We start from the raw sequence: 22,152 nt of genomic DNA on the forward strand, positions 1-22,152 counted from the left end.
AGCGCCGTCAGCGCCGTGAAAAAAGGGCGGGTGCCGCATGCGGGTCAGCCAGGCGGCAGAATCCTCAGCACCACGCAATTGCGCCCCGCATCCTTGGCCTGGTACAGCGCGGCATCGGCCAGCCGCAACAGGGCGTCAGGATCGGCGGCGCCCGGTGCCGACTGGACCGCGATGCCGACGCTGATCGTCACCTGCTGCGCTTCCGTACTCGCGTGGACGATGCCCAGGTCTTCGATGGCGCGCCGCAGCGCTTCGCCGATCTGGCGCGCTTCGTCCGCGCCCGTGTTCGGCAACACGATCGAAAACTCTTCGCCGCCGTAACGCGCCGTCAGGTCGCCTGCGCGCCGCATGCCGGCCGCCAGCGCCTGCGCGACCCGGATCAGGCATGCGTCACCGGCCTGGTGGCCGTGGCGGTCGTTAAAGAGCTTGAAGTAGTCGACATCGAGCATGACGACGGCAAGCGGCTGGCCGACGCGCGTGGCACGCGCGCATTCGGTGCGCAGCACGTCGTCGAAATGGCGCCGGTTCGACAGGCCCGTCAGGCCGTCGGTGATGGACAGGGTCGCCAGCTTGCGGTTGGCGTCTTCCAGTTGCCCGGTGCGTTCGGCAACGCGCCGTTCCAGGCTGTCATGCAGTCTGGCGCTGGAGATCGAGATCATCGCCTGCGCGCCAAGCATGCGCAGGAATGCGACGCGTTCCTCCGTAAACGAGGCGTCGGCCAGCCGGTTCTCGAAGTACAGGATGCCGTCGATCCGGCCGCCGTGCCGGATCGGCAGGCACATGACGGCGCGCGGCAGGTGCAGCTGCACGTACGGGTCGGCGGCAAAGCGCGAGGCGCCCGTGATGCAGTCTTCGATCACCTCCGCGCCAGTGCGGATGACGTAGCGCAGCAGCGACAGCGGGAATTGCGGGTCGCTGGCGGCGTTCAGGTCGAGCGGGCGCGCCTGCAGGACGGTGACGCCATCGCCATCGATATTGGCCTCCAGCTGGTAGCTGCCTTCGGACAGCAGCAGCAGGCGCGCTACCTGCCCGCCGGCGTTTTCGCACACGATGGCAATGAGGCGTGTCAGCACGTTGCGCAGGCCGACTTCGTTCGACAGGATTTGTGCCGCCTTCAGCAGCGACACCAGGTCGAGCGCGGAACTGCCGTGCGTGTGGGAGACGGAATGCCGCTGCGTGCCGCGGCCATCCATTCTTGACAGCAGCGCGGCATGGCGCTCCCGCAGCTGCGCCACTTTGCCCTCCGCGCCCCACTGGCCATAATGCGCGATGGCGTCCCCGATGAAGACGGCTGCCACGCGCGGCTGCCCCTGGTCGCACCAGCATTCGCCGCACAGTTCATTGCCCAGCGCTTGCATGTTGACGTAGCCTGCCAGGCCAGCCGCGTCGATCGCCTGCTGGTAAAGGCGCGTGGCCAGCTGCAGATCGTCCCGGTAGCGTGCCATCTCGGCCATCACCAGCAGGTGCTTGGCCGCGCTGTTGTCCGAGCCTTGCCTGGCCCACTCGGCGAGACTCGCTTGCAGCGTGCCGATCACGGCGCACAGATCGCCCGCATCGGCGCGCGCGGGAGCGCGCCGCAAGGCGCGGATCAGGATCAGCGCGGCGTAGAAGCTGCACTCGGCCACTTTGGCCTGGCCGCGCATGATCTGCGTGACGATGCCGAGCTGGCCGGCCAGCTGTTCGGCATCGGCGTTGTCGAACAGGTAGGCGTTGCGGATTTTGCCTTGCAAGAAGTAGGCGCGGTACAGGTGCGAGTCGCCATACCGTGCGAGGAAGCCTGCCTCGCTGAACACCGCATCGTCGTAGCTGTCATGGCGCGGCAAGAGGCCCGTCAGGCACTTGATCGGCTGGACCGCGGCGGCGACGCAGCAATCGGCCATCGCCTGCTGGCCGTTGGCGCGCATCAGCGCCAGGTCGTGCTCGATGTCGTGCATCAGGTGCGGCAGGTAGTCACCGAGGATGATCCGGTCGGTGGCGCGCACGGCGGCCACCACGCCGACCTGCACGAAATCGGCGATTTCCAGCGCCCAGCCAAACGCTTCCTCGTACAGGGCGTCGGAACTGCGCAGCGGCTGCGTCCAGTGGTTGCTGAGCGCGCCGAACATCAGCCCCGTGAGCGTGCGCGTCTGCAGGTTGGCGCGGCGCCTGGCCAGCGCCATCGCCATCGCGCCGAAGTGGTAGCCGCGCGCGATGTCGCCGCTGTACAGCGCCAGCATCATCGCGTAGCCGACATACGCGACAGCGCTGAAATCGCTGTTCCCCCGCTGCATGGACAGGCGCGTCATCGACACCACCATCAGCGCGCTGAGATCCTGCTGGCCGGCGTAGTAGCTGGCCATCCACAGGCCCTGCATCATCTGCATCGCGGCCACCGCGTCCGGCTCGCACATGTCGGCGGCCGCCAGCAAGGTCTCGGGCGCATGCGCGCCGGGCTGCCGCCCGATGTCGGCGAGAATGTCGGCGAAGCGCGCCTTCATGTGCGCCACATCGTGCGGAATGTCGATGTCCAGCTGTGCCAGGCCGTCGCGCTGCACGGTGATGGCGTCGAGCAGGCGGCCCTGCAACTGATACTGGTGCGCCTGGATGGCAATGCAGCGTACCTGCTGCAAGGGGCTCAAGGTATGGGCGCGCACCAGTGGATAGATCGCCTCGGCGGCATCGAACTGGCCACACAGGTAGGCCGCTTCGGCGGCGCCGAGCTGCAGCTCGAGCCAGAGGCCGGCGTGGGTGTTCCATGCGTCCGCCGGCAGCAGGTCGAGACCGATGCGCATGTGCTCCAGGGTGGACTGGAACGCGGCGGAGCGCCGCGCCTTGACGCCGGCCTGGAGATTGAGCGTCGCCAGATGCACGCGCTCGCCCGCCTCGTCGATCAGCGCGCGGCCGGCGTTGAGCTGCTCGACGATGTCGAACAGCGTCTCGTCCTGGCGCTCCGGCGGCGTATGCCGCAGGAGCAGGCGGCCGATGAGAAGATGGTTGGCCGCGCGCGCGCCGGCATCGGCGACCAGGTAGGCTGCCTGCTGCACCCGGTCGTGCAGGAAGCGGTAACTGACGCCGCTGTTGCCCGCGGCGGTGTCGCCATTGACGTATTTGTAGCGTTCGTCGAGCGGCTGGATCAAGCCTGCCCTGAGCGCCGGCCACAGGTCTTGCTGCGATTGCCGGGGAGCGCGGTCCACTGCCAGGGCGAGCGTGTCGAGCGTGAAGCGGTTGCCGCTGGAGGCGGCCAGTTGCAGCAGGTGCTGCGTCACGCCGGGCAGGCGGCGGATTTTCTCCAGCAGCACCTCGACCACGTTGTCGGCGTATCCAGCCTGTTCTATCGCGGGCAAGTCCCAGTCCCAGCAATCGTCGGCGGGCCGGTAGCCCAGGTGGCCCGCCTCGTTGAGCGCAGCGAGGAACTGGTTGAGGAAGAAGGGATTGCCGGCCGTCTTGCGGTAGCAAATGCTGGTCAGTGGCGCGCAGTAAGGCGCCGCCACGCGCACGGTGGCCGACACCATTTGCGCCACCTGCGGCTCGGTCAGTGCGCTCAGTAACAGCGTCGACAGGCGCACGTCACGGGCGAGCAGCTTGTCGCGCAGCGCGCTGAGCGGATGCGCGGGGGCCACTTCATTATCGCGGTACGCGCCGATGAACAGCATGCAGCTCTTGTCGCAGGAGACCATCAGCAGCTCGATCATCCGCAGCGTGGCCGCATCGGCCCATTGCAGGTCGTCGAGGAACAGCACCAGCGGATGCCCGGCGCAGGCGAAGACTTCGACGAAGCGGGGGAAGAGGCGGTCCAGGCGCAGCTGGGCCTGTGCCGGCGCCGAAGCGGGCAGCGGGTCGGTGGGGCCGACGATCAAGGCCAGCTGGGGAATCAGCTCGACGATCACGCCCACGCCGCTGCCCAGGGCTTCGTGCAGTTTTGCGGACCATTGTCGCAGCGTTTCTTCCGGCTGGTCCAGCAACTGGCGCACCAGCCCCTGGAAGGCCTGGATCAGCGAGGCATACGGCACGTCGCGCTGGAGCTGGTCAAATTTGCCGGACAGGAAGCGGCCGCGCCGGGCGATGATGGGCTTTTGCACTTCGTTGACGACCGCCGACTTGCCGATACCCGAATGGCCGGCCACCAGCAGCATCTCGCATGTGCCGGCGGCACTGCGCTCAAACGCCGCCAGCAGCGTGGCGATGGCATCTTCGCGCCCGTGCAGCGTTTGTGGCACGAGGAAGCGGCCGTCGTGGTCGGACAGCTTGAGCGCCTGCGCCGGCTTGTTCGCGCGGCAGGCTTCGAGGTCGCTGCGCAAGCCTTGCAGGCTCTGGTAGCGCTGATCGGCATTTTTTTCCAGCAGCCGCTGGATGATCGGCAGCAGCTGGCCGGGCAGGCTTGCCAGTGCAGGGTGCGACCAGTCCGGACTGCGCGCAATGTGGCAATGCACGAGTTCCATCTCGTCGCCCGTCTCGAACGGCGCCTGGCCGGTCAGCATTTCGTACAAGGTGGCGCCGAGCGCATAGAAATCGGCGCGCCAATCGACCCGCCGGTTCATGCGCCCCGTCTGCTCCGGCGCCATGTAGCGCAGCGTGCCTTCCAGGGTCTGGAGATTGACGATGCCATGGCTTTCGCAGGGCAGTTCACAGGCGATGCCGAAATCGATCAGCTGCAGCAGGCGCCGCTCGGCATTCCACACCAGATTGGAAGGATTGACGTCCTTGTGGATCACGCCCTGACGATGGACCTCGTCCAGCGCCGCGCACAGTTGCAGCGCGATGTCGAAAAAATCGTCCAACTCCAATGCGGGCTGCGACGGCATCCTGCGCTCCGCCACCTGCGCGCGCAACACCTGGTCGAGCGCCAGGCCGCCGGTATCTTCCAGGATCATCGTCCAGCGCCCGCCGTGCAGCTGCAGCGCCAGCGGATGCGCCACGCCCGGATGGCGGCAGCGGCGAGCAATCGCATACTCGCGCTTGAATTGTGCCAGTTGCTGAAAGGAGGGGAACGGCTGATTCGGCATCTTGACGATCAGCGCAGTGCCATCGGCGGCCCGGGCGCGGTAAACCCGCGAGCGCGTACCGCTGTGCAGCTGTTTGATGATCTCGTGGTCGAAAAGGGAGCGCATGGGCAGGGCTTAGCGGTACACAGACGGTTGCGGGAGCCTTGAGGCGCACATCTCGGAGTACTAGTTGATTGCTAGTATTATATCAGTAGGGAGTTGCGGGGGAGGGCGCGGGGCGATGGGGGCTGTTGTAAAAACGTCAGCGGGGGCAGGCACTGAGGGGGAGCGATGAGGGGATGTGGCACCAGCGCAACCTGGAAACTGGATAATGAGCATGATGGCGCACTTTGTACGCCATCGGAAAAAGAATGTGCAGGCTAATGGGCCGAAGCAAATGGTTCGGCTTCCTTTTTTCATGCGTGCTCTGACTCAGCGTGCTCGCGCCCCGCTTACCGGTAAATAGTCAGGTATTTCGCGGGAATGTCGAGCGGGTGGAGCATGCCAGCTAGCGCCAGGTTGATCAGCAGGGCGACCACCAGGCCGACTCCTGCCGGAACGCCGATGGCGAGCCTGCGCACCATTGGCGAGTGCGCTTCGACTTGCCAATATGCGGCACAGCCCAGGTGCGTGAATAGCGCATACACTGCGAAGAAATAATACGGTGCAAACAACAATTCATATGGCATCAGCACAAAACCGGCTGCGGCATAGTAAAAATTGGTGTCGAGCTTGAGCGCGGCGCGGCCAAACAGGACCGCGCCGACATGAAAAAGCAGGAACAGGGCCAGATAGATCCCTGAGCCGGCCTGCAGCCACGCTACGAACCCGCAGCGTTTTTTCCATCCCCGCAGCACCATCCATATTCCGCTGCCACATTGAAACAGCACGCACGCCAACAACACCGACTCGACGACGGCATTTCGATAGAGTGGCCGTGTCGCCTCCATGAAGGCGATGTGCGCATGGGCGCCGGCAATGGCCATCAGGTGATTGACAATATGCAGCAATATATAGGCCGCCAGGACGCATGCCGACAGGCGGTGAAATTTACGAATTGACATATGAATCCATGAGTGAGTGTGATTTTCCCTATGTTGCGCTGGGGCTCCATACCTCATCGAGGGCTACAGATACTGCACCGAAAATTTTCATTTATTAATAAATAAGCAATATCGCGCAAGGCGGACATGGCAGCGGTATTCATCAGACTCCCTCGGTTGGCATCAGATGGAGGTAGTATCGTTTGGTTGCTTAAGCAGGTCTTGAACGTTTGCGACACGCAACAATATTTTCATGACGCTATCGGATGTCGTCCGCCTCGTTGCCTGCGCGTGGCGCTAGCCTCTTGTGTACGAGCCTCGTTGGTGCGCAGCACCGTTTATTTTCCGCCGTTGTGGCCAGCCACCGGTAAAAAGGCGGGGCTTTTGACACGCACTATTTGACAAAAGGACTTGCCGTTCAAGACGGTATCTGACGGATATCCGGCTTGGGCATGGCGGACAGCGAGAGGGTGCGCAGTACTTCCAGGCCTGCCACGAAGGAGTGCCCGCATTCGGGGTTCTGGCACATGTAGGTGATTTCCTTGAACATGGCGGACATCGTGCGGCTTTTGACGGCGCGGACGGTGTTTTCGCAATGCGGGCAGGGCAGGCCGATGACTCTCATTTCAGCTTTCTTTCCACTTGGTACAGGGCGCGACCGCGACCTGTCATGTTTTTCGACTGTATGCGTAAGCGCGACTTGACGAGCCATTCGGCCGCCTGATCGATACTTGCCAGCCCCTGGCGCTGGCGCACGAGTTCCAGAACCGCGCGCTCTTCGTCATTGAGGGTAATTTGATGGTCTGGTATTTTACGTAACTTTAGAGTTGCTCAAAAGTGACTCGGTTTAAACGCTGCGGCGCTGTACGCTGTCGATGGTGGCGTCATCCAAGGCGATCACGGCCAAGGCTTCACGCATCACGATCTGGCGCACCAGCACCGCAAGCTCTTCGCCCTGGTAGTTGGCGATCGAGGAAACAAGCTGGTGCTCGTAATCGTCCAGGCGCAGCATGACGCGGTGGCTGCGGATACGTTTTGCATCGGGGAACATGACGTGGTCCTTAGTGGGTGGGTTTGGATGCGAGTTCGCGCTTGTAATCGGCGAGGCCGCGCAGGATCAGGAAACGTAGAAACCAGGCACGGGAGCGCTCATGTTCCTTTGCGTAGTTCTCGACTTCGTCCACCTCATCAGGCGTCAGACGAACGCCAAGAGGCTTAGTCGTGACGCCCTTGGCAGTGCGCCTCGCTATGGATACGTTTTTCATAATGTTATGATCTGTAATCGCTATGGTATGGCATAACTATAGCTCTCAAATGAGAGCATTGTAAAGAAGAATTTGCGCACAAATGAGATCAATTGGTGAAATACTAAAAGAAGAGCGTCAGCGGTTAGGCATGAATCAAGAGGATTTTGCTGCCGTTGGCGGGCTGAAGCGACGCGCACAAACGCTGTATGAGCAAGACGAGCGCGCCCCGGATGCGCTTTACTTACGAGCGTTGGCTGGGATCGGAGTCGATGTCCACTACATACTTACGGGTGAGCGATTGCAATCAGCCGTTACCGCGGATGAGCGCGAATTGTTGGATGGCTATCGAAGTATGGACGTTCGCGGGAAAGCAGGCGTACTTGGGATGATTGGCGGCATGCGCTCGCCAACGCCTCCAGCATCCCAAGCAGGGAATGCCCCACACGTTGAAACCCACGGCAAGATTGGGCAAAATTTCGTGGGGAATATCATTGGGCCGCAGACTTTTAATGTGGCCGGCAGCGGACGAAAAAAGGAAAAATAGTCTGCAAATGATTCACCTTCTTATGCTTATTGTAATTGCTGCTTGTTTTGTCTGCATACTACGCATACCGATTTGAAGCATGAGGGTGACGATATGATCATGACAAACATAGATGACTTTGGCTCCGCTTTATTGAAAATCGCTGATACGACTAGTGATCCGAGAATGGCGGCCAAGGCAAGGTGTAGTGCGCGTCAACTTCGCACAGTTCATCCCGATGAGCTTGAACAGTTCATTAAATCTGCACGTGATGAACTCGATTGGTATAAATCTGACTACCGAGACTCATTTGACCAGAGTGTTCAAACGCAAAGTGCCATACAAACAGCTTCTGGAGTAGCGAAGCAGGCCATAAACGCAATCATTCGTTTTCGCCAAAACGCATCCTAGGGTTTTACCTGCGAATGGCGGCACTCGGCTGCGGATTCAATCGGTGGTCGCAACACTCTAACCTAAATTCCTAGGTTACAGGAGTGTTGAAGATGAAACAGAAACCACGCATTTATTACACCGAGACGCAGAAGGCCTTGATGTGGGAACGCTGGAAGCAAGGCGACTCTCTGCAGATGATAGCCCAGCTGTTTAATCGGAATCACTCGTCGATACAGCGGATTCTGGCTGAATCTGGTGGCATACGGCCAGCGCAGCGATGCCGTTCCAGACTGGCGCTGACGCTGGCCGAGCGCGAGGAGGTATCGCGTGCCATCGTTACCGGCGTATCCATTCGCGCACTTGCCAGACGCCTCGGACGCGCACCATCGACCATCAGCAGGGAACTCAAGCGCAATGGTGGCCGCGAAGCATATCGTGCAACTCAGGCGGATCAGCATGCTTGGGATCAGACGCGGCGCCCCAAACCTTGTAAGCTGACGAAGAACCGCATGCTGGCCAACATGGTTGCCAGCAAGCTCCAATTGCAGTGGTCGCCGGAACAGATTGCTGGTTGGCTCAAGCAGCTGTTCACGAGCCACGAGGAGTATCACGTGTCGCACGAAACCATTTACCGCAGCCTCTATATCCAGGCCCGAGGCGCCCTAAAGAAGGAGTTACTGGAGCACTTGCGCCGGACGCGTGCCATGCGCCGCTCTCGTCATCACACCCAAAAGACGGACAACCATGGCAGAATTGTCGACGCCGTGCCGATCAGCGAGCGTCCAGCGACGGCAGCGGATCGAGCAGTGCCCGGGCATTGGGAGGGCGACCTGCTCTGCGGCAGCCACAACAGCCAGATCGTGACGTTGGTTGAGCGCCAGACGCGCTATGTCATGCTGATCAAGGTCGCGGCCAAGAATACCGAAACGGTGGTCAACGCATTGATCGACAATGCCCGCAGGCTGCCTCAGGAACTATATAAGTCACTGACCTGGGATCGTGGCAGCGAGCTCGCCGGGCATAAACGCTTTACATTGGCCACCGATATCCAGGTCTACTTCTGCGATCCACAGAATCCATGGCAGCGCGGTTCAAATGAAAATACCAATGGCCTGTTGCGCCAGTATTTCCCCAAGGGGCTGGATATTTCTACTTATTCACAAGAGCAACTCGATGCGGTAGCCAGACGACTCAACGAGCGCCCCAGGAAGACGCTACACTACCAAACACCGGCTCAACGATTTGAACAGTGTGTTGCGTTGACCGATTGAATCTGCAGCCAGAAGCGGCCATTCGAAGCAGCGTGACAATGTGTGAGATTTTCTGATTGGCAATCCGCTATGCTCTGGTGCCGCTACCGGCCAGAAGCGGTCGCTCATACACAAGGCTAAATGTGGCCGGAAGCTGCCATGGAAATTAACACGTGAACTGTATAGCGATCCAAAATCGCGACAAGGAGAAGCTTCATGTCCAGCAAATCTGACACAGACAACCGGTCCAATCAACTAAACCCCAACAACGACGCGTACTACAGTTCTCGTGGCTCTTCGCGATACGGTGATGATGACGACGAACAAAACTACAGACCACCTGCCTCTATGGCGTGCGTTTTCCCGTACATCTCGGAGACACGCTCCGCAACATATGGTTTTGGAGCGGTCTCGATGTCTGGTAAGGCGGCCTATGCCACTGCGAATTTTCATGCGACGACACGACCCTTTTCAATTAATCATGATTTCGATTGCCAGTACAAGTTTGAAATGTACCTAGATGACTTCACTCAACTTGCTCGCGACCATCTGATGTGCCTCCTAGGAAAAGAGGAAATTGCTCTGTTTACCGTCTTCGACTCCTCAACTGGCCGACTGCCATGGCACGTCCATCTGCTGCCAAATGATATTGCGAAGACAAGAGATGGACTCAGCCTCGACAGATGTGAATTTGTTGCGCCTGCCTTGGTCCCATTGGTTCCAGAATCAACGGCATATCAATTGCTCAACGAAGTGCTTTCGAGCAGCACTGGAGTTCTGCCTAAACCCAGCACGCATAAAGAGAAGAAGTTGGACCCTGAACCGTTTATTGAGGCTTTGCGGAAGACACTTAGTTCGGACGCAATGTGTATCGGCGAATTTCAAATTTCTCATACCGGTCGCATTTCGCTCGATGAGAAAAAGGAAATTCACTACCGGTTAACTAAACTTCGGCGCTAACCTCTTCGCTCGGCAGGACCTCAGTGCATGAACTTTCCTGGCTGTTGATAGGCCGCTATGGGGCGGAAGTCACCAACGACAGCAGCCGGCCAGAAGCAGACGGACTACTGGACGTCGATAACATCTCAACTGTAGTGGAGGCGAGAATTCAAAGCTATCTATTCGCATCGTCAAACGAATTAATTGCAACAGCATCTTTGTCCATTGACACCTTGATGGCGGCGACCTGTGCCGAGCTTTTCTCGGTTACGCTCGCCAGTGACGAAGAATTGGAGTTGCTGATGGGATTGCTCGGCATTGAACCATTGCGCTCAATATCGTTGCGGCCTAACACTGAGTTCCTTGCGCTCTTTGATTATTCCGATAAATTTTTACCTCAAATGAATCAGGAAGACTTTGACGTATTTTATGAGAAATGGCTACGCTTAACTCACCGAGATTCAAATATGGATGAGTATGGACAGCTGTTATTTCTTCAAGGGCGGGCTGCTAGCTGGAACCAGATGGCGAGCAGGTTCATACTCCGCGAAGCCCCAATGACATCAGCAGAGTGACTCCAACCGGCTGCAGATTCAATCGGTCAACGCAACACACTGTTCAAATCGTTGAGCCGGTGTTTGGTAGTGTAGCGTCTTCCTGGGGCGCTCGTTGAGTCGTCTGGCTACCGCATCGAGTTGCTCTTGTGAATAAGTAGAAATATCCAGCCCCTTGGGGAAATACTGGCGCAACAGGCCATTGGTATTTTCATTTGAACCGCGCTGCCATGGATTCTGTGGATCGCAGAAGTAGACCTGGATATCGGTGGCCAATGTAAAGCGTTTATGCCCGGCGAGCTCGCTGCCACGATCCCAGGTCAGTGACTTATATAGTTCCTGAGGCAGCCTGCGGGCATTGTCGATCAATGCGTTGACCACCGTTTCGGTATTCTTGGCCGCGACCTTGATCAGCATGACATAGCGCGTCTGGCGCTCAACCAACGTCACGATCTGGCTGTTGTGGCTGCCGCAGAGCAGGTCGCCCTCCCAATGCCCGGGCACTGCTCGATCCGCTGCCGTCGCTGGACGCTCGCTGATCGGCACGGCGTCGACAATTCTGCCATGGTTGTCCGTCTTTTGGGTGTGATGACGAGAGCGGCGCATGGCACGCGTCCGGCGCAAGTGCTCCAGTAACTCCTTCTTTAGGGCGCCTCGGGCCTGGATATAGAGGCTGCGGTAAATGGTTTCGTGCGACACGTGATACTCCTCGTGGCTCGTGAACAGCTGCTTGAGCCAACCAGCAATCTGTTCCGGCGACCACTGCAATTGGAGCTTGCTGGCAACCATGTTGGCCAGCATGCGGTTCTTCGTCAGCTTACAAGGTTTGGGGCGCCGCGTCTGATCCCAAGCATGCTGATCCGCCTGAGTTGCACGATATGCTTCGCGGCCACCATTGCGCTTGAGTTCCCTGCTGATGGTCGATGGTGCGCGTCCGAGGCGTCTGGCAAGTGCGCGAATGGATACGCCGGTAACGATGGCACGCGATACCTCCTCGCGCTCGGCCAGCGTCAGCGCCAGTCTGGAACGGCATCGCTGCGCTGGCCGTATGCCACCAGATTCAGCCAGAATCCGCTGTATCGACGAGTGATTCCGATTAAACAGCTGGGCTATCATCTGCAGAGAGTCGCCTTGCTTCCAGCGTTCCCACATCAAGGCCTTCTGCGTCTCGGTGTAATAAATGCGTGGTTTCTGTTTCATCTTCAACACTCCTGTAACCTAGGAATTTAGGTTAGAGTGTTGCGACCACCGATTGAATCCGCAGCCAGTAGCAGACATTCGGCAGAACTAAGCTTCAGCCACTATAAGATAAAGCAGAATGCGATTAGCAGCACATTACTATGTAGAGTTCGAGACCTTAGGGAAAAAGCCAACTCAATTGGAGTTCAGGTCCCTTAGCGAGGATGATGTTCTGACGTTCTCGATTGTCAATCTGAAGCCTGAATCGGGCCTTTTTGTCGCGTGCCTCGGCGACGGCATCGACTATGGCAATTTTATAATTAACGTAGATGCACAAGGTCGAGCCACGGTACAAGCACACGAGCATCGAGGTTTTTTTGTGGATGGATTGACCGTCGAGACTGCAATAAAAGCACTGAAGTACTGGTTGCCGCTGCAGGTGAGAACACCTGAAATCCAGTGGATGGGCCAATGATTCATCACTAAATTTAGGCGGCATTCGGCCAAGAGCAGACGAAGTAGCAAGGGAATGACTGGATGTACCAATCGAAAAAAATTGAACCGTTGACTGCTTTTTTTCTGACGACGTTAATATCATTAGGCTATGTTTGCCTGATCTTTCCACTGTTGGAACTGTTGCGCGCGCCGCAGATGCTGGGTCATGTCATGAGCGTTTGGTTTCCCTGCTTGCTAGCAGCCTTGGTATTTGTATCACTGACTGGCCGCGTATCGACGACGAAGCTGGCGTTATATCAGCGCACGCTTGCCGCTGCGGTTCTTGCCCCCGCTGCTGCGTGGGCGGTGTACTTTTTTGTTGGTTTCGTCTTCTTAGGTCGGCAGATGTGAATGCGACCGATTACGGCCAGAAGCGGACAGTCGGCAATTGACCAATAAAGCTTTACTCAGAAAGTCAGCATGTCTCACCGTGATCCTTTTGATGTTATTTCATCCACCGTTGATCTGGATGATCCGGTAGAGCACGGTGATGCTCAACGCTTTATGGTTAACGCCCTGGCTCGGGTGATCGAATGTCTACCTGTTACCGCGCAGTCTTCTGTTTTGGCTGCTAAACGATATCTTGAGGGCGCGGCAACGGATAGCGAGGCCATAGCTGTCCGGGTGAGGCTTTGGGAGACCATCCGAGGACGCGATATGTCGGATGACCCTGAGGTGTTGCGTATCAGAACCACGATTTGTGCGCTGCACGGCATGGACGCTGAAGCACCTTACGACAAGTTGGAATACTTTCTGTTTTTTTGGGAGCGCAGCGGCTTAAGCATGGTCGAGCTAGCTGGAGCTATGTTCGACACATACGGCGTTGTTTATCACGACGCTTAATCGGCTGCGGTGGCATATGTCGAATGCGTCAGATCTATGTCTGCTTCGGGTCGAATCCAGCCTGTCGTGGGACGCCCTGGATTTTCGTACTGACGACCTGCTATGCTGAGCTGAACGGCCTGGTTCGGCCAAAAGCGGCCGTTAAATTTATCGAGAAAACATGGAAAATATTCTTCGCCACATTCACGAGGGACACTCCCAAGTCATCGCAGAGCTCAATGCCGCATTCACTGTTTATGGCGCGTCAAGAAGTGAGTTCTCCGACAGTTTTTCGAAAGAAATTGCGGAGAGATTTCTTGCGGGTTCGATTGACTTCGACATTGCTGATTGTGCGATGAATGCACTTTCCGCCTGGACGCCACTTGAAGATTTTCCTTCCTACTCCTGGGCGGTATACCAAGCCTTTGATGAAGGCGAGTATTTGCATCCAGGGCAAGTAATCGGTAGTAATGAAGATGTATATACTCGTCCTTTGCTGCGTAAAGCAATGTCGGATTTCCATCCTCGGGCCTTCAGCTAGCGGCCAGAGGCGGCCATTGCGATAGCCCGAGATTAGCACACCCAAGAAAGGATTCAGATGGCTGCCGACGTAGCTTTCGCTGAAGGACCACTCAAGTTCCAGCTTTGGTTTGCAGAAGTAGACCCGATAGATATTGGCGTCCAGGTCCGGCTTGAAGTTGAGTATTCAAGTGGAAGCCAGAGTTGCAACTGGACTGCCGAGCGCCGTTGGTTTGAGTACGAAGCCCTCACGCAATTCGAAAGTGAACTCCGTGACGGCCGCGACGCAGGACTGCATGACATGAGCGAGTACCCAGTACTTCACTTTGAACGGCATTCATCTCAGGAGTATCTAACGATCAATCCTCGTTCGGAAAGGCAGTCACAAGATGGCGACTGCATCGCAATTCGTCTGAAGATCAATGCCGGGTCAATGCTTGCGCTGTATTCAGCGCTCAACCAGTTCGGCAAATGGTGGTGACGCGATTACGTCTGCTTTGGGGCGAAAGCAGCCGCTGAGCGGGTGCGTAAATGGCACACGCTCATGTTGATTCCGCGTAAGCGTCTTCCCAGCAACGTCTGTACTGTCTGAGCTGTCGGCGGCATGATTGAGTGCGGTCACAAATTGAATTGTGTCCACAACTTCGATTATGGACACAAAAATTCAACCAGTCATTTCAGCGCGCAAACGCGGTCTCTAGACGCCCCGCGCTGATATCTTAAACTCGCAGGTGATGCACAGAATGCTGTAACCGGAGACCAAAGCATTGAACTTCAATTCTCCAGAGCACCAGGGACATTTTTTCCGCGTACGTCCCTTTGCTTCATACTCCGAAAATGCTTCCTCAGCATATAAGACCTCTTCCTCGGTGACCTGCCGTTTAGAGTTAGTACTCATCGTTCCCCTATAAACCGTGTTGAAGAGTGGCTAGGCTAGATACTAGCGCAGATCGGCGACCAGCACGAAGTTCAAGACGGCGCTGAACTGACGCTTACTGCGTAGGCCTCCAAGGTTCCTCCTTGTTTTCGCGGATGATGTCCCGAACCTCCTCAATATGCCGCCACGCGTTTAGCACGGCCCGCTTCGCGGCCTGCTTGCTCTTATAAAGATGCTCCAGCGTCTTAAGCTTGCCCGTTGCGCCGGCCTGCTCCTGCCCCGCCTTTTTCTTCTTTGCCGCCACGTCCTTCCACTTCGCCACGACGCCGGTGATGCCTTCGTCCGGGTCTTTCTCGTCCTCGCGTTCTGCCTCGACCGCTTCCGTCTTTGTTTCAAACTCCACCCGCGTGGTAAAACCGTTGCCGCCCAAGCTGTGCGTGACCTTGACCGATAGCCACTCGGTGGCGTCGATCTCGGGCTTGAAGCCGTTCACCGTCACGGGTGATTGCGGAAACACGGCCGGGTTGCCCAGGGCCAGGCTCATTTCGAAGGTGGCCAGTCCGCGCAGGATGCGCTGCCATTCGGCGACGGCCGCTGCGCGCGCGTCTGTTTCGTTGGCGAAGGTGGCCCGTAGGCGCTTGCTGTTGCCGGGCACGCCGGCCACGACGCTGCGGCGGCGCGCGTAGCGCTCGTCATGCCAGAAGGCGCGTACGCTCGTGTAGGCGTCGCTTTCGGCGCTGTGGTAGCGGTGGCCATCGCCCAGGGCGCGCGTGATGGGGATGATGGGCAGCGCCTTGCCGCTGGCGGTGCGGCTCTGGTTGATGGGGATGAATAGCAGGGTGTCATTCTTGACGGTGGCCACCGCGTCGTATTTCCTGCCCAGCCGGCGCAGGAAGGCCGCATCGCTTTCGTGCGTCTGGTCGATGTGCTCGATGGCGGTATCACGCAGGCGCGCCGACACGCCCGACGCCAGCTCGTTGCGAAAGGCAATCGCCTCGATGATGGCGCCCAGGGTTGTCTTGTGAAAGCTGTGCTCTTGCTGCTGTTTAAACGTGTCGGCTGGTCGGACTGGCCGCAAGCCATTTCCATTCCCTGCGCGCAGTCGTGAAAACGTGAGAAAGCAAGTTCAGCTCGCGATTCACGGTGGCGCCATTGACCTTGCTTTCCCCAGTCATGCGCTGATCGTGCCGGGCGCCGAGCAGTTCATGTGTCACGTTGGCCAGTTTTATATCTTTGATTTTCTGGCCGCCAATGAGCACTTCGCCGATGGCGTTGAGGCGCAGCCTTTCCCGACGACAATGTGACTGTCGGCGCCGCGCCAGATTTCGGTTTCGCGTTCCGACGCCCAGGCCGCAGCTTCGGCCTTGGTGCTGAATGTTTTAGATTCCCGTGTGCCGAGGATGGCGATCTCTGCCCGCCAGCCGCCAACCCGTTTCCTGAATGAAGCCATGCATCCCTCTCGTTGAGGCGTAATCACGGCGTAAATCTGGCGTAATCGCTACTGGTTTTTGTCGGGTTTAATCTGTATCAAGGGAGATGTCGGGACGTAAAAAAAGCCACTAACCCGTTGATTGTATTGGGTTTGATGGCTTTTTTGATGTTTCTGAATTCTGTGCGCTGGTGCCCGGAGCCGGAATCGAACCGGCACGCCCTTACAGGCGGGAGATTTTAAGTCTCCAGTGTCTACCAGTTTCACCATCCGGGCAGCGCGGCGAGATTCTAGCACAGGTGATGCCCATAATGCCATCTTGTGCCTGAGCCAGGCTGTCCGGTTTGCGCCGGACAGCTTGGTTTCATCTGCCTGCCGTCAGAACGTCGCCTTGAACTGCACCCCGTACGTGCGCGGTTCGTTGATGATGCCCGTCAGGTTGTCAAAATCGATGGCGCCCAGCGACTGGATCTGGTTGGTGATGTTGCGGCCGTATGCGGAGATTTCGTATTTGTCCCATTTGTAGCCGACACGCAAGCCGCCTTCCAGCAATTCCTTGGCTTTGTATTCCTTCGCTTCATACAGGAAGAAGTTGTAGCTGGTGCGATAGGCCCAGTCCGTGTAGGCGTAGAACTCGCCATTGGCGACAGGGATGCTGTATTTCAGGGTGAAGTTGGTCTGCCATTCCGGCGCGCGGGGCAGCGGGTTGCCGTCGATGTAGGCCGTGCCCTTGAACGGACCGACGGGGTCGGTGACGGTACAGCCGCTGGCCGGGTTGTTTTGCGCATTGCCGCAACTGAGGACGAACAGCTTCTTGTCCTGGATTTCCGTGTGGTTGTAGCTGCCGCCCAGGGTCATGCTGAGCGAATCGCTGAGATTTGCCTGGAAATCCAGTTCCACGCCGCGGCCGGTGGCCTTGTCGGCGTTGATCAGCTGGTTCATGTTGACGGCGCCGCTGCCGGCCGTCAGTTGCTTGTCCTTCACGCGGTACTGGAACACGGCCACGCTCAGGCGCGCGCGCTTGTCGAACAGGTCTTGCTTGATGCCCGCCTCGACGGACAGCGCCTTTTCGGCGCCCGCAAACGAGGGGCGGTCGGCCAGGCCGTTCAGGCGGCCCTGCATCGACGGCGCGCGGTAGCCGGTGGCGATGCGCGCGTAGGCATTGGTTTCCGGTGTCAGCACATAGGTGCCGCTCAAGTCCCAGCTGACGTTGTGCGAGGTGTCGTGCAAGTTGAATGGGCCGGCCGTGGTCGCTTCCACGCGCTTGGCCGAGAAATCCTTCTTGTCGCTCGTGTAGCGCAGGCCGGCGCGCAGTTTCAGGGCGTCCGAGACCGTGTAGTTGAGCGAGCCGAAGGCCGCGTACGACTTCGAGCTCTGGTTTTGCGTGGCGTAGGCGCTGTTTTGCGGATTGCCGGGCGCCAGGCTGTCAAAGCTGATGCTGTCGATCTGGATATCTTCCTTGAAGTAGAACAGGCCGCCTATCCATTGCAGCGGGCCGCGGGCAGACGATTCGGCGCGGAATTCCTGCGAAATCTGCTTGTGGTTGGGAATCACGTCGGCCGTTTCCACGACGAAGGGGATGAAGCCGGGACCCATCGGCGGGGCGTACACGGCGCCATAGCCGCCGTCGACGTCGGCGCGGCTGAAGAAATCGAGTTTTTCGTAGCCGGTGATCGAATGCAGGGTGACGCCGGGCAAGTCCCATTTCAGGCGCATGCTGCCGCCCTTGGTTTTCAGGTGCTGGCGGTTGATGCCGTCGGTTGGGTAGGAGTTGTAATCGAAATTGTCGACCAGGTCATTCGTGCCCTGTTTCAGGATGTTGGCGCGGAACAAAGTGGCCGTGCCGTCGAGGTTACGCGCATGCACGTTGAACAGGGCGGTGAAGTCGCGCGTGGGCTTGACCAGTACCTGCAGGCGTGCGGCGCTGTCTTCATAGCCTTCGAAGTCGCGCGTGCCGGTGGGGCGCGGGTTGTGCACGCGGTCGTCGCGGCGCTGTGTCTGGCCGGAAAAGCGCAGGGCCACCGTGTCGCTGACGGGCACGTTGAACGCGCCTTCCAGATTCTTCATGCCATCCTTGCCGAAGCCGCCGCTCAGGTAGCCTTCCGTCTTGAAGACGGGCTTGGCGGAATCGAACTTGATCACGCCGGCCGGCGAGTTGCGGCCGAACAAGGTGCCTTGCGGGCCGCGCAGTACCTCGACCTGATCCACGTCAAACACGGGAAAACCCTTCAACATGGCGTTTTCCTGCACCACGTCGTCCATCACCAGGCCCACCGGTTGCGAGGCATTCAGGTCGAAGTCGGTATTGCCCAGGCCGCGAATGTAGAAACGGGGAAAGGTGCGGCCGTAATCCGATTCGACGGAGACGCTGGGCGAACGGCTGTTGAGGAAGCGGATGTCGGCGCCGCCGGCCGTCAGGGTGTCGAGCTTGTCGCCCTTCAGGGTGGCGATGGACATGGGTACGTCCTTGATGTTTTCCGCGCGCCGCTGCGCCGTCACGATCACCGTTTCCAGCTGGCCAGGACCGGCTTGCGCCACCGGAGCGGCAGGCGCGTCGGTGGCTGGCGGCGGGACGCTGTCTTGCGCCATCGCCTGCAGGGGGAAGGCGGCAGTGATTGCCAGGGCAATCAGGGTGTGGCGTATTGTGCTGGCGCGTGTGCTGGCATGCGGTGTCATCATGAAACGGCTCCTGTCGGTGAAGGTTGTTGGGGCGCTGCAAGCTGGCGCTGGCCAACTGGACGAAAAATCATGCTAGCACGGAAAGTTTTGGTATTCATGCCATTTTTCAGGCGCGCTCATTCATATGTTTTTCGACTGAATACGCGAATAAAATCGTATTTGTCGTCAATATTGGGCGGGTGCATAGTGGAGTGCCGGCAGGCTTGCGCGAGCGCAAAGTGGCCTGGCGTGGCGATGGAGGTTTCCTGCGGAAACGCAAACAGAAGGAGGGCTGTTGCCGTGCGGCCCGCGCCCGGGCACTGGAAATACAACAGCTGCCGCGGATTTTTTTCGGCAGGGGCGTGTTGTTGCTGCGCGACAGGGGACGGTGCCCGTGGGGGCCATCCCCAGTGCGGATCAGCCGGGAATCGGCGTGCCCTGGTGAAAAATCATTTGCCAGCGGCCATCGCGCCACTTCCACAGCGAACTGCGCAAGCTGGCGCTGGCGGGCAGGGCGCCGCTGGCGTGGCGCTGCGAGCGGTAGGTCACCAAGGCCACATCCTCGGCCAGCAGGCGGGCTTGAAAATCGCTGATGCTGCGCGGACAAAAATCTTCTGCCGGCAAGTCCGCCAAGGTCGCGGCGCGTGTCCAGAGCTTGCCCGAGCTGCCGAATTCGACGAACTCGTCTGCTAGCAGCGCTGCCAGCCTGGCGCTGTCGGCGCGCACGGCCCGGCTTTGCAGCGCCGCTTCCAGCGCCTGCAACTGCGCCGCCAGGCGTGCGCCGTCCTGCGTCTGATCCTGCGTCTGATCCTGCGCGTGGTCCATTGCCAAGGTCTTCAGATGGGAAACGCGCCCGCGCCCGACACATTCAGGCAGGCGACCTTATCGCTGGAAAAATACTTGATTTGCCCCAGGCCGATGGCGTAGCAGCCGTCGCTGAGTGGGGAAATGGGGCCGGTGAGTTTTTCACCGCTGATCAGGGTCACCACCCAGGGCGTGGTGGCCGGTTTGCCCGCGTGGGCCAGTGCGTGTTGTACCAGGTCTGACATGGAGCCTCCGATGGAAATCAAAGCTCGATGATAGCAGTGCCGCGCAGGCTTGGGCGATGCCGTGCCGGCCTGGCGCGCGGGCTGCGCCATGGTCGCCGCGGCAGGCATGACCGGGAGGTATTATTTATTTGCATAATGGCAATCAAGTGATATAGTTGACAAGCACTCCTGGCGAAAAAGCTTGGCAAGGCAATGTTGATTGATCCTTTTCTGCCGTGCAGCGTTTGTTCCGCCGGCGCCGCGCGCACTACTTTTGAAAGCCGCACCATGTCCAGCCAGTACCCTGACGCCCCGCCCCGCTTTTCCATGCCCCCGCCGCCGGTCACCAATACGCCGCTGGAATTCATGCCCACGCACGATCTGTCCTTCTGGGACAGCGATGTGACGTCGGGCTGCATGGTGTCGCTCGATGCCGCCGTGTCGTTCAAGGATGGCTACCCCTCCTTGCGCATCGACCTGCCGGCCGGCTTGCCTGCCGGTACCGTCGTGAAAGTGGGCACGACAGGCGCTGCCGGCAAGGGCCAGCCGCGCATTCCGTTCAACTGGGATTTGCAACGCTTTTCCTTCGCGCTGCGCTCGACGAATGCCGCCATCATGCAGACGGGGGGCATGATTTACCTGGGCAACAGCGATTACAGCAGTTTCTGGTCCGGCTTCCTGAATGCCTTGCATTACGGCGGTTCCGCCGCCGCCGACACCTTGATGTTCGTCAACAATGAGTGGTGGGTGCCCAAGCTGGCCACGCCGCTCGATAGCGAGGGCACGCCCACGGCACAAAACCTGTCGCGCGGGAAATTTACCGTGCAGCTGACCGCCGCCACGACGCAGCCGGAAACCATCTGGCTGGGCATGGTTGCGGCGTTGCCGAAGCGTAAATTGCCCACCGTCATCTTGTCCTTTGACGATGGTTATGCGTCCTGGGATACGTATCTGATGGAGCGGCTGAAATACTATGATTTGCCGGCCTCGTTTGCCATCGTCACGTCCCTGCTGGGGCAGCCCGATTACATGTCGGCCGAGCGCATGAAGGTGCGCTTCGACGATCCGTCGCGCCTGTTCGACTTTACCCTGCACCAGAGCGTGCACGACAATGTGGCGGTCCAGGGTTCGGCCCAGTACGTCACTGCGCTGCAGGTGGGGCGGGACAAGATGCGCGCTGCCGGTATCGGCGGCGACGGGCCATCGCACCATGCGTGGGTCGAATCGCTGTGGACGAATACGGCCATCAACGCCATGCGCGCCGCCGGTTTCCTGTCGGCGCGCGGCGCCGGCTATACGGCCGAGCGCGGCTTTGACCAGATGTTTTTCACTGGCAACGACAAGGATGCCTACATCCTCAACACTTCCACGGTCAACCTGACAAACGACGCCAGCTTTGCGCAAGTCCAGGCGGCGATCCAGACGGCGGTGGGCGACGACAGCTTTGTGTTTGTCAACGGCCACGATATCGTCAGGACGCCAACGTCCGACTACCAGACTTCGTATGCGGTCATCGATGAATTGCTGGCATGGCTGGCGGGGCAAGTGGCTGCCGGCGCGCTGCAAGTGGTGTCGCATAGCCGCTGGTTTGCCGATACGACGGGCAGGGTGACGGACCGGCGCTGATCGCCCGGAGCAGGGCTGCGCCGGCGCCTCAGGCGTCGGCCAGCAAGTTCTTCGGCAGGGCCACCGATACCAGCTTCCAGTGCCACAGGCCGTCGCGCGCCAGCGTCAGTTCGCCGATATGGCTTTTGCTGTGGGCGCGCTGCACCACGACGCTGTCCCAGGAGGTGTAGCGCAGTTTGTAGTCGGGCTTGGTATTGCGCTTGCGGCCGCTGATGTCGCTGACCTTGGCGAGCGGTTTTTCGTAGCGGTCATTGAGCTTCATCAAGGCGACGATGCCCTCAGGCATCAGCATGGTATCGAGCAAGGGGTCGATGACGTCGGGGCTGATGTCGTCGGCCACTTCGGGCGCCGAAAACAGGGTGTGCAGTTGTTGCCCGAGGCTGCCGCGCAACTGGGGCAGGTCGATATGCGCAGCGAGGGCCTGGGTATCCTCGTCCATCGTTGCCGTGCGAATCTTGTTCATGGTGAAATACGGGCTGCCATAGAAGACGCCGGCCAGCGCGACCAGTGCCACTACAGCGAGAAGCATCATTCTTTTCATCGTGCGATCTCTCGGATGCCTGGCGACCCGGTGCGCCTGAAGTGTTGGCATTCTACATAATATTTCCC

23 protein-coding genes and 1 tRNA gene are annotated in these 22,152 nt (G+C 59.1%); 12 read left to right on the forward strand and 12 right to left on the reverse strand.

All coding sequences use genetic code 11. The features are described 5' to 3' along the window. Nucleotides 1-44 precede the first annotated feature (44 nt). The 5 genes from CLU94_RS23895 to CLU94_RS23920 form a co-directional block, all read right to left on the reverse strand. Nucleotides 45-5,087 (reverse strand): diguanylate cyclase domain-containing protein, encoded by a 5,043-nt coding sequence (locus CLU94_RS23895; RefSeq protein ID WP_099667447.1) that lies wholly within the window; start codon nt 5,085-5,087, stop codon nt 45-47. A gap of 326 nt (nt 5,088-5,413) precedes the next feature. Next, complete coding sequence (locus tag CLU94_RS23900; RefSeq protein ID WP_099667448.1) at nt 5,414-6,025, reverse strand: hypothetical protein; 612 nt, start codon at nt 6,023-6,025, stop codon at nt 5,414-5,416. A 397-nt stretch (nt 6,026-6,422) separates the two neighbouring features. Continuing rightward, nucleotides 6,423-6,629 carry an ogr/Delta-like zinc finger family protein gene (locus CLU94_RS23905; protein WP_099667449.1) on the reverse strand — a complete coding sequence of 69 codons (207 nt, stop codon included), beginning with the start codon at nt 6,627-6,629 and terminating at the stop codon, nt 6,423-6,425. A gap of 222 nt (nt 6,630-6,851) precedes the next feature. Continuing rightward, complete coding sequence (locus CLU94_RS23915; protein WP_099667451.1) at nt 6,852-7,055, reverse strand: hypothetical protein; 204 nt, start codon at nt 7,053-7,055, stop codon at nt 6,852-6,854. Nucleotides 7,056-7,065: 10 nt separating this feature from the next. Next, nucleotides 7,066-7,269, reverse strand: coding sequence for a hypothetical protein (locus CLU94_RS23920; protein ID WP_099667452.1), 204 nt, complete (start codon nt 7,267-7,269; stop codon nt 7,066-7,068). Nucleotides 7,270-7,351: 82 nt separating this feature from the next. On the opposite strand from CLU94_RS23920, the gene CLU94_RS23925 reads away from it, so the two are divergent. The 5 genes from CLU94_RS23925 to CLU94_RS23940 all read left to right on the forward strand — a co-directional run bounded on the left by CLU94_RS23925 (nt 7,352) and on the right by CLU94_RS23940 (nt 10,931). Next, complete coding sequence (locus CLU94_RS23925; protein WP_099667453.1) at nt 7,352-7,795, forward strand: helix-turn-helix domain-containing protein; 444 nt, start codon at nt 7,352-7,354, stop codon at nt 7,793-7,795. Nucleotides 7,796-7,894: 99 nt separating this feature from the next. Continuing rightward, the gene (locus CLU94_RS28150) at nt 7,895-8,185 is read left to right on the forward strand and encodes a hypothetical protein (RefSeq protein WP_143451520.1); all 291 of its coding nucleotides are present in this window, start codon (nt 7,895-7,897) and stop codon (nt 8,183-8,185) included. A gap of 92 nt (nt 8,186-8,277) precedes the next feature. Further along, nucleotides 8,278-9,438 (forward strand): IS30 family transposase, encoded by a 1,161-nt coding sequence (locus CLU94_RS23930; RefSeq protein WP_099667454.1) that lies wholly within the window; start codon nt 8,278-8,280, stop codon nt 9,436-9,438. 195 nt (nt 9,439-9,633) lie between these two features. Then, nucleotides 9,634-10,377: a hypothetical protein gene (locus CLU94_RS23935; RefSeq protein WP_099667455.1), complete on the forward strand. Its 744-nt coding sequence runs from the start codon at nt 9,634-9,636 to the stop codon at nt 10,375-10,377. 23 nt (nt 10,378-10,400) lie between these two features. Then, the gene (locus tag CLU94_RS23940) at nt 10,401-10,931 is read left to right on the forward strand and encodes a hypothetical protein (RefSeq protein WP_143451521.1); all 531 of its coding nucleotides are present in this window, start codon (nt 10,401-10,403) and stop codon (nt 10,929-10,931) included. Nucleotides 10,932-10,949: 18 nt separating this feature from the next. Here the strand turns inward: CLU94_RS23940 and CLU94_RS23945 are convergent, their stop codons facing one another. Then, nucleotides 10,950-12,110 carry an IS30 family transposase gene (locus CLU94_RS23945; protein ID WP_099667454.1) on the reverse strand — a complete coding sequence of 387 codons (1,161 nt, stop codon included), beginning with the start codon at nt 12,108-12,110 and terminating at the stop codon, nt 10,950-10,952. Between the two features lie 118 nt (nt 12,111-12,228). Here CLU94_RS23945 and CLU94_RS23950 point away from each other — a divergent pair, with 118 nt between their 5' ends. The 5 genes from CLU94_RS23950 (at nt 12,229) to CLU94_RS23965 (ending at nt 14,406) form a co-directional block, all read left to right on the forward strand. Beyond that, nucleotides 12,229-12,564: a hypothetical protein gene (locus tag CLU94_RS23950; RefSeq protein ID WP_143451522.1), complete on the forward strand. Its 336-nt coding sequence runs from the start codon at nt 12,229-12,231 to the stop codon at nt 12,562-12,564. A 62-nt stretch (nt 12,565-12,626) separates the two neighbouring features. Continuing rightward, on the forward strand, nt 12,627-12,935 hold the full coding sequence (locus tag CLU94_RS23955; RefSeq protein ID WP_099667458.1) for a hypothetical protein: 309 nt from the start codon (nt 12,627-12,629) through the stop codon (nt 12,933-12,935). A 69-nt stretch (nt 12,936-13,004) separates the two neighbouring features. Beyond that, nucleotides 13,005-13,427 (forward strand): hypothetical protein, encoded by a 423-nt coding sequence (locus tag CLU94_RS23960; protein ID WP_099667459.1) that lies wholly within the window; start codon nt 13,005-13,007, stop codon nt 13,425-13,427. Nucleotides 13,428-13,587: 160 nt separating this feature from the next. Further along, nucleotides 13,588-13,947 carry a hypothetical protein gene (locus CLU94_RS28155; protein ID WP_143451523.1) on the forward strand — a complete coding sequence of 120 codons (360 nt, stop codon included), beginning with the start codon at nt 13,588-13,590 and terminating at the stop codon, nt 13,945-13,947. A 57-nt stretch (nt 13,948-14,004) separates the two neighbouring features. Further along, nucleotides 14,005-14,406, forward strand: a complete 402-nt coding sequence (locus tag CLU94_RS23965) for a hypothetical protein (RefSeq protein WP_099667460.1) — start codon at nt 14,005-14,007, stop codon at nt 14,404-14,406. Nucleotides 14,407-14,917: 511 nt separating this feature from the next. Here the strand turns inward: CLU94_RS23965 and CLU94_RS23970 are convergent. Then, nucleotides 14,918-15,880: a contractile injection system protein, VgrG/Pvc8 family gene (locus tag CLU94_RS23970; protein WP_257218973.1), complete on the reverse strand. Its 963-nt coding sequence runs from the start codon at nt 15,878-15,880 to the stop codon at nt 14,918-14,920. A 34-nt stretch (nt 15,881-15,914) separates the two neighbouring features. Here CLU94_RS23970 and CLU94_RS23975 point away from each other — a divergent pair, with 34 nt between their 5' ends. Further along, nucleotides 15,915-16,106 carry a hypothetical protein gene (locus CLU94_RS23975; protein WP_099667462.1) on the forward strand — a complete coding sequence of 64 codons (192 nt, stop codon included), beginning with the start codon at nt 15,915-15,917 and terminating at the stop codon, nt 16,104-16,106. Between the two features lie 314 nt (nt 16,107-16,420). Here the strand turns inward: CLU94_RS23975 and CLU94_RS23980 are convergent. The 4 genes from CLU94_RS23980 to CLU94_RS23995 all read right to left on the reverse strand — a co-directional run bounded on the left by CLU94_RS23980 (nt 16,421) and on the right by CLU94_RS23995 (nt 19,938). Continuing rightward, nucleotides 16,421-16,507, reverse strand: a tRNA-Leu gene (locus CLU94_RS23980). Between the two features lie 102 nt (nt 16,508-16,609). Further along, a complete protein-coding gene (locus tag CLU94_RS23985; protein ID WP_099668469.1) occupies nt 16,610-18,907 on the reverse strand; it encodes a TonB-dependent receptor in 2,298 nt (765 codons plus the stop codon). 399 nt (nt 18,908-19,306) lie between these two features. Beyond that, entirely contained in the window at nt 19,307-19,714 is a 408-nt protein-coding gene (locus tag CLU94_RS23990; RefSeq protein WP_099667463.1) for a nuclear transport factor 2 family protein, read from the reverse strand. An 11-nt stretch (nt 19,715-19,725) separates the two neighbouring features. Then, the gene (locus CLU94_RS23995; protein WP_010399127.1) at nt 19,726-19,938 is read right to left on the reverse strand and encodes a hypothetical protein; all 213 of its coding nucleotides are present in this window, start codon (nt 19,936-19,938) and stop codon (nt 19,726-19,728) included. 267 nt (nt 19,939-20,205) lie between these two features. Between CLU94_RS23995 and CLU94_RS24000 the strand changes: the two genes are divergently transcribed. After that, nucleotides 20,206-21,543 carry a polysaccharide deacetylase family protein gene (locus CLU94_RS24000; RefSeq protein ID WP_180278752.1) on the forward strand — a complete coding sequence of 446 codons (1,338 nt, stop codon included), beginning with the start codon at nt 20,206-20,208 and terminating at the stop codon, nt 21,541-21,543. Between the two features lie 28 nt (nt 21,544-21,571). Here the strand turns inward: CLU94_RS24000 and CLU94_RS24005 are convergent, their stop codons facing one another. Then, nucleotides 21,572-22,075: a DUF2939 domain-containing protein gene (locus tag CLU94_RS24005; protein WP_180278753.1), complete on the reverse strand. Its 504-nt coding sequence runs from the start codon at nt 22,073-22,075 to the stop codon at nt 21,572-21,574. Between the last annotated feature and the right edge of the window lie 77 nt (nt 22,076-22,152).

Origin of the sequence: Janthinobacterium sp. 13, assembly GCF_002749695.1 — a bacterium.
In the GTDB taxonomy this organism is placed as follows: domain Bacteria; phylum Pseudomonadota; class Gammaproteobacteria; order Burkholderiales; family Burkholderiaceae_D; genus Janthinobacterium; species Janthinobacterium kumbetense.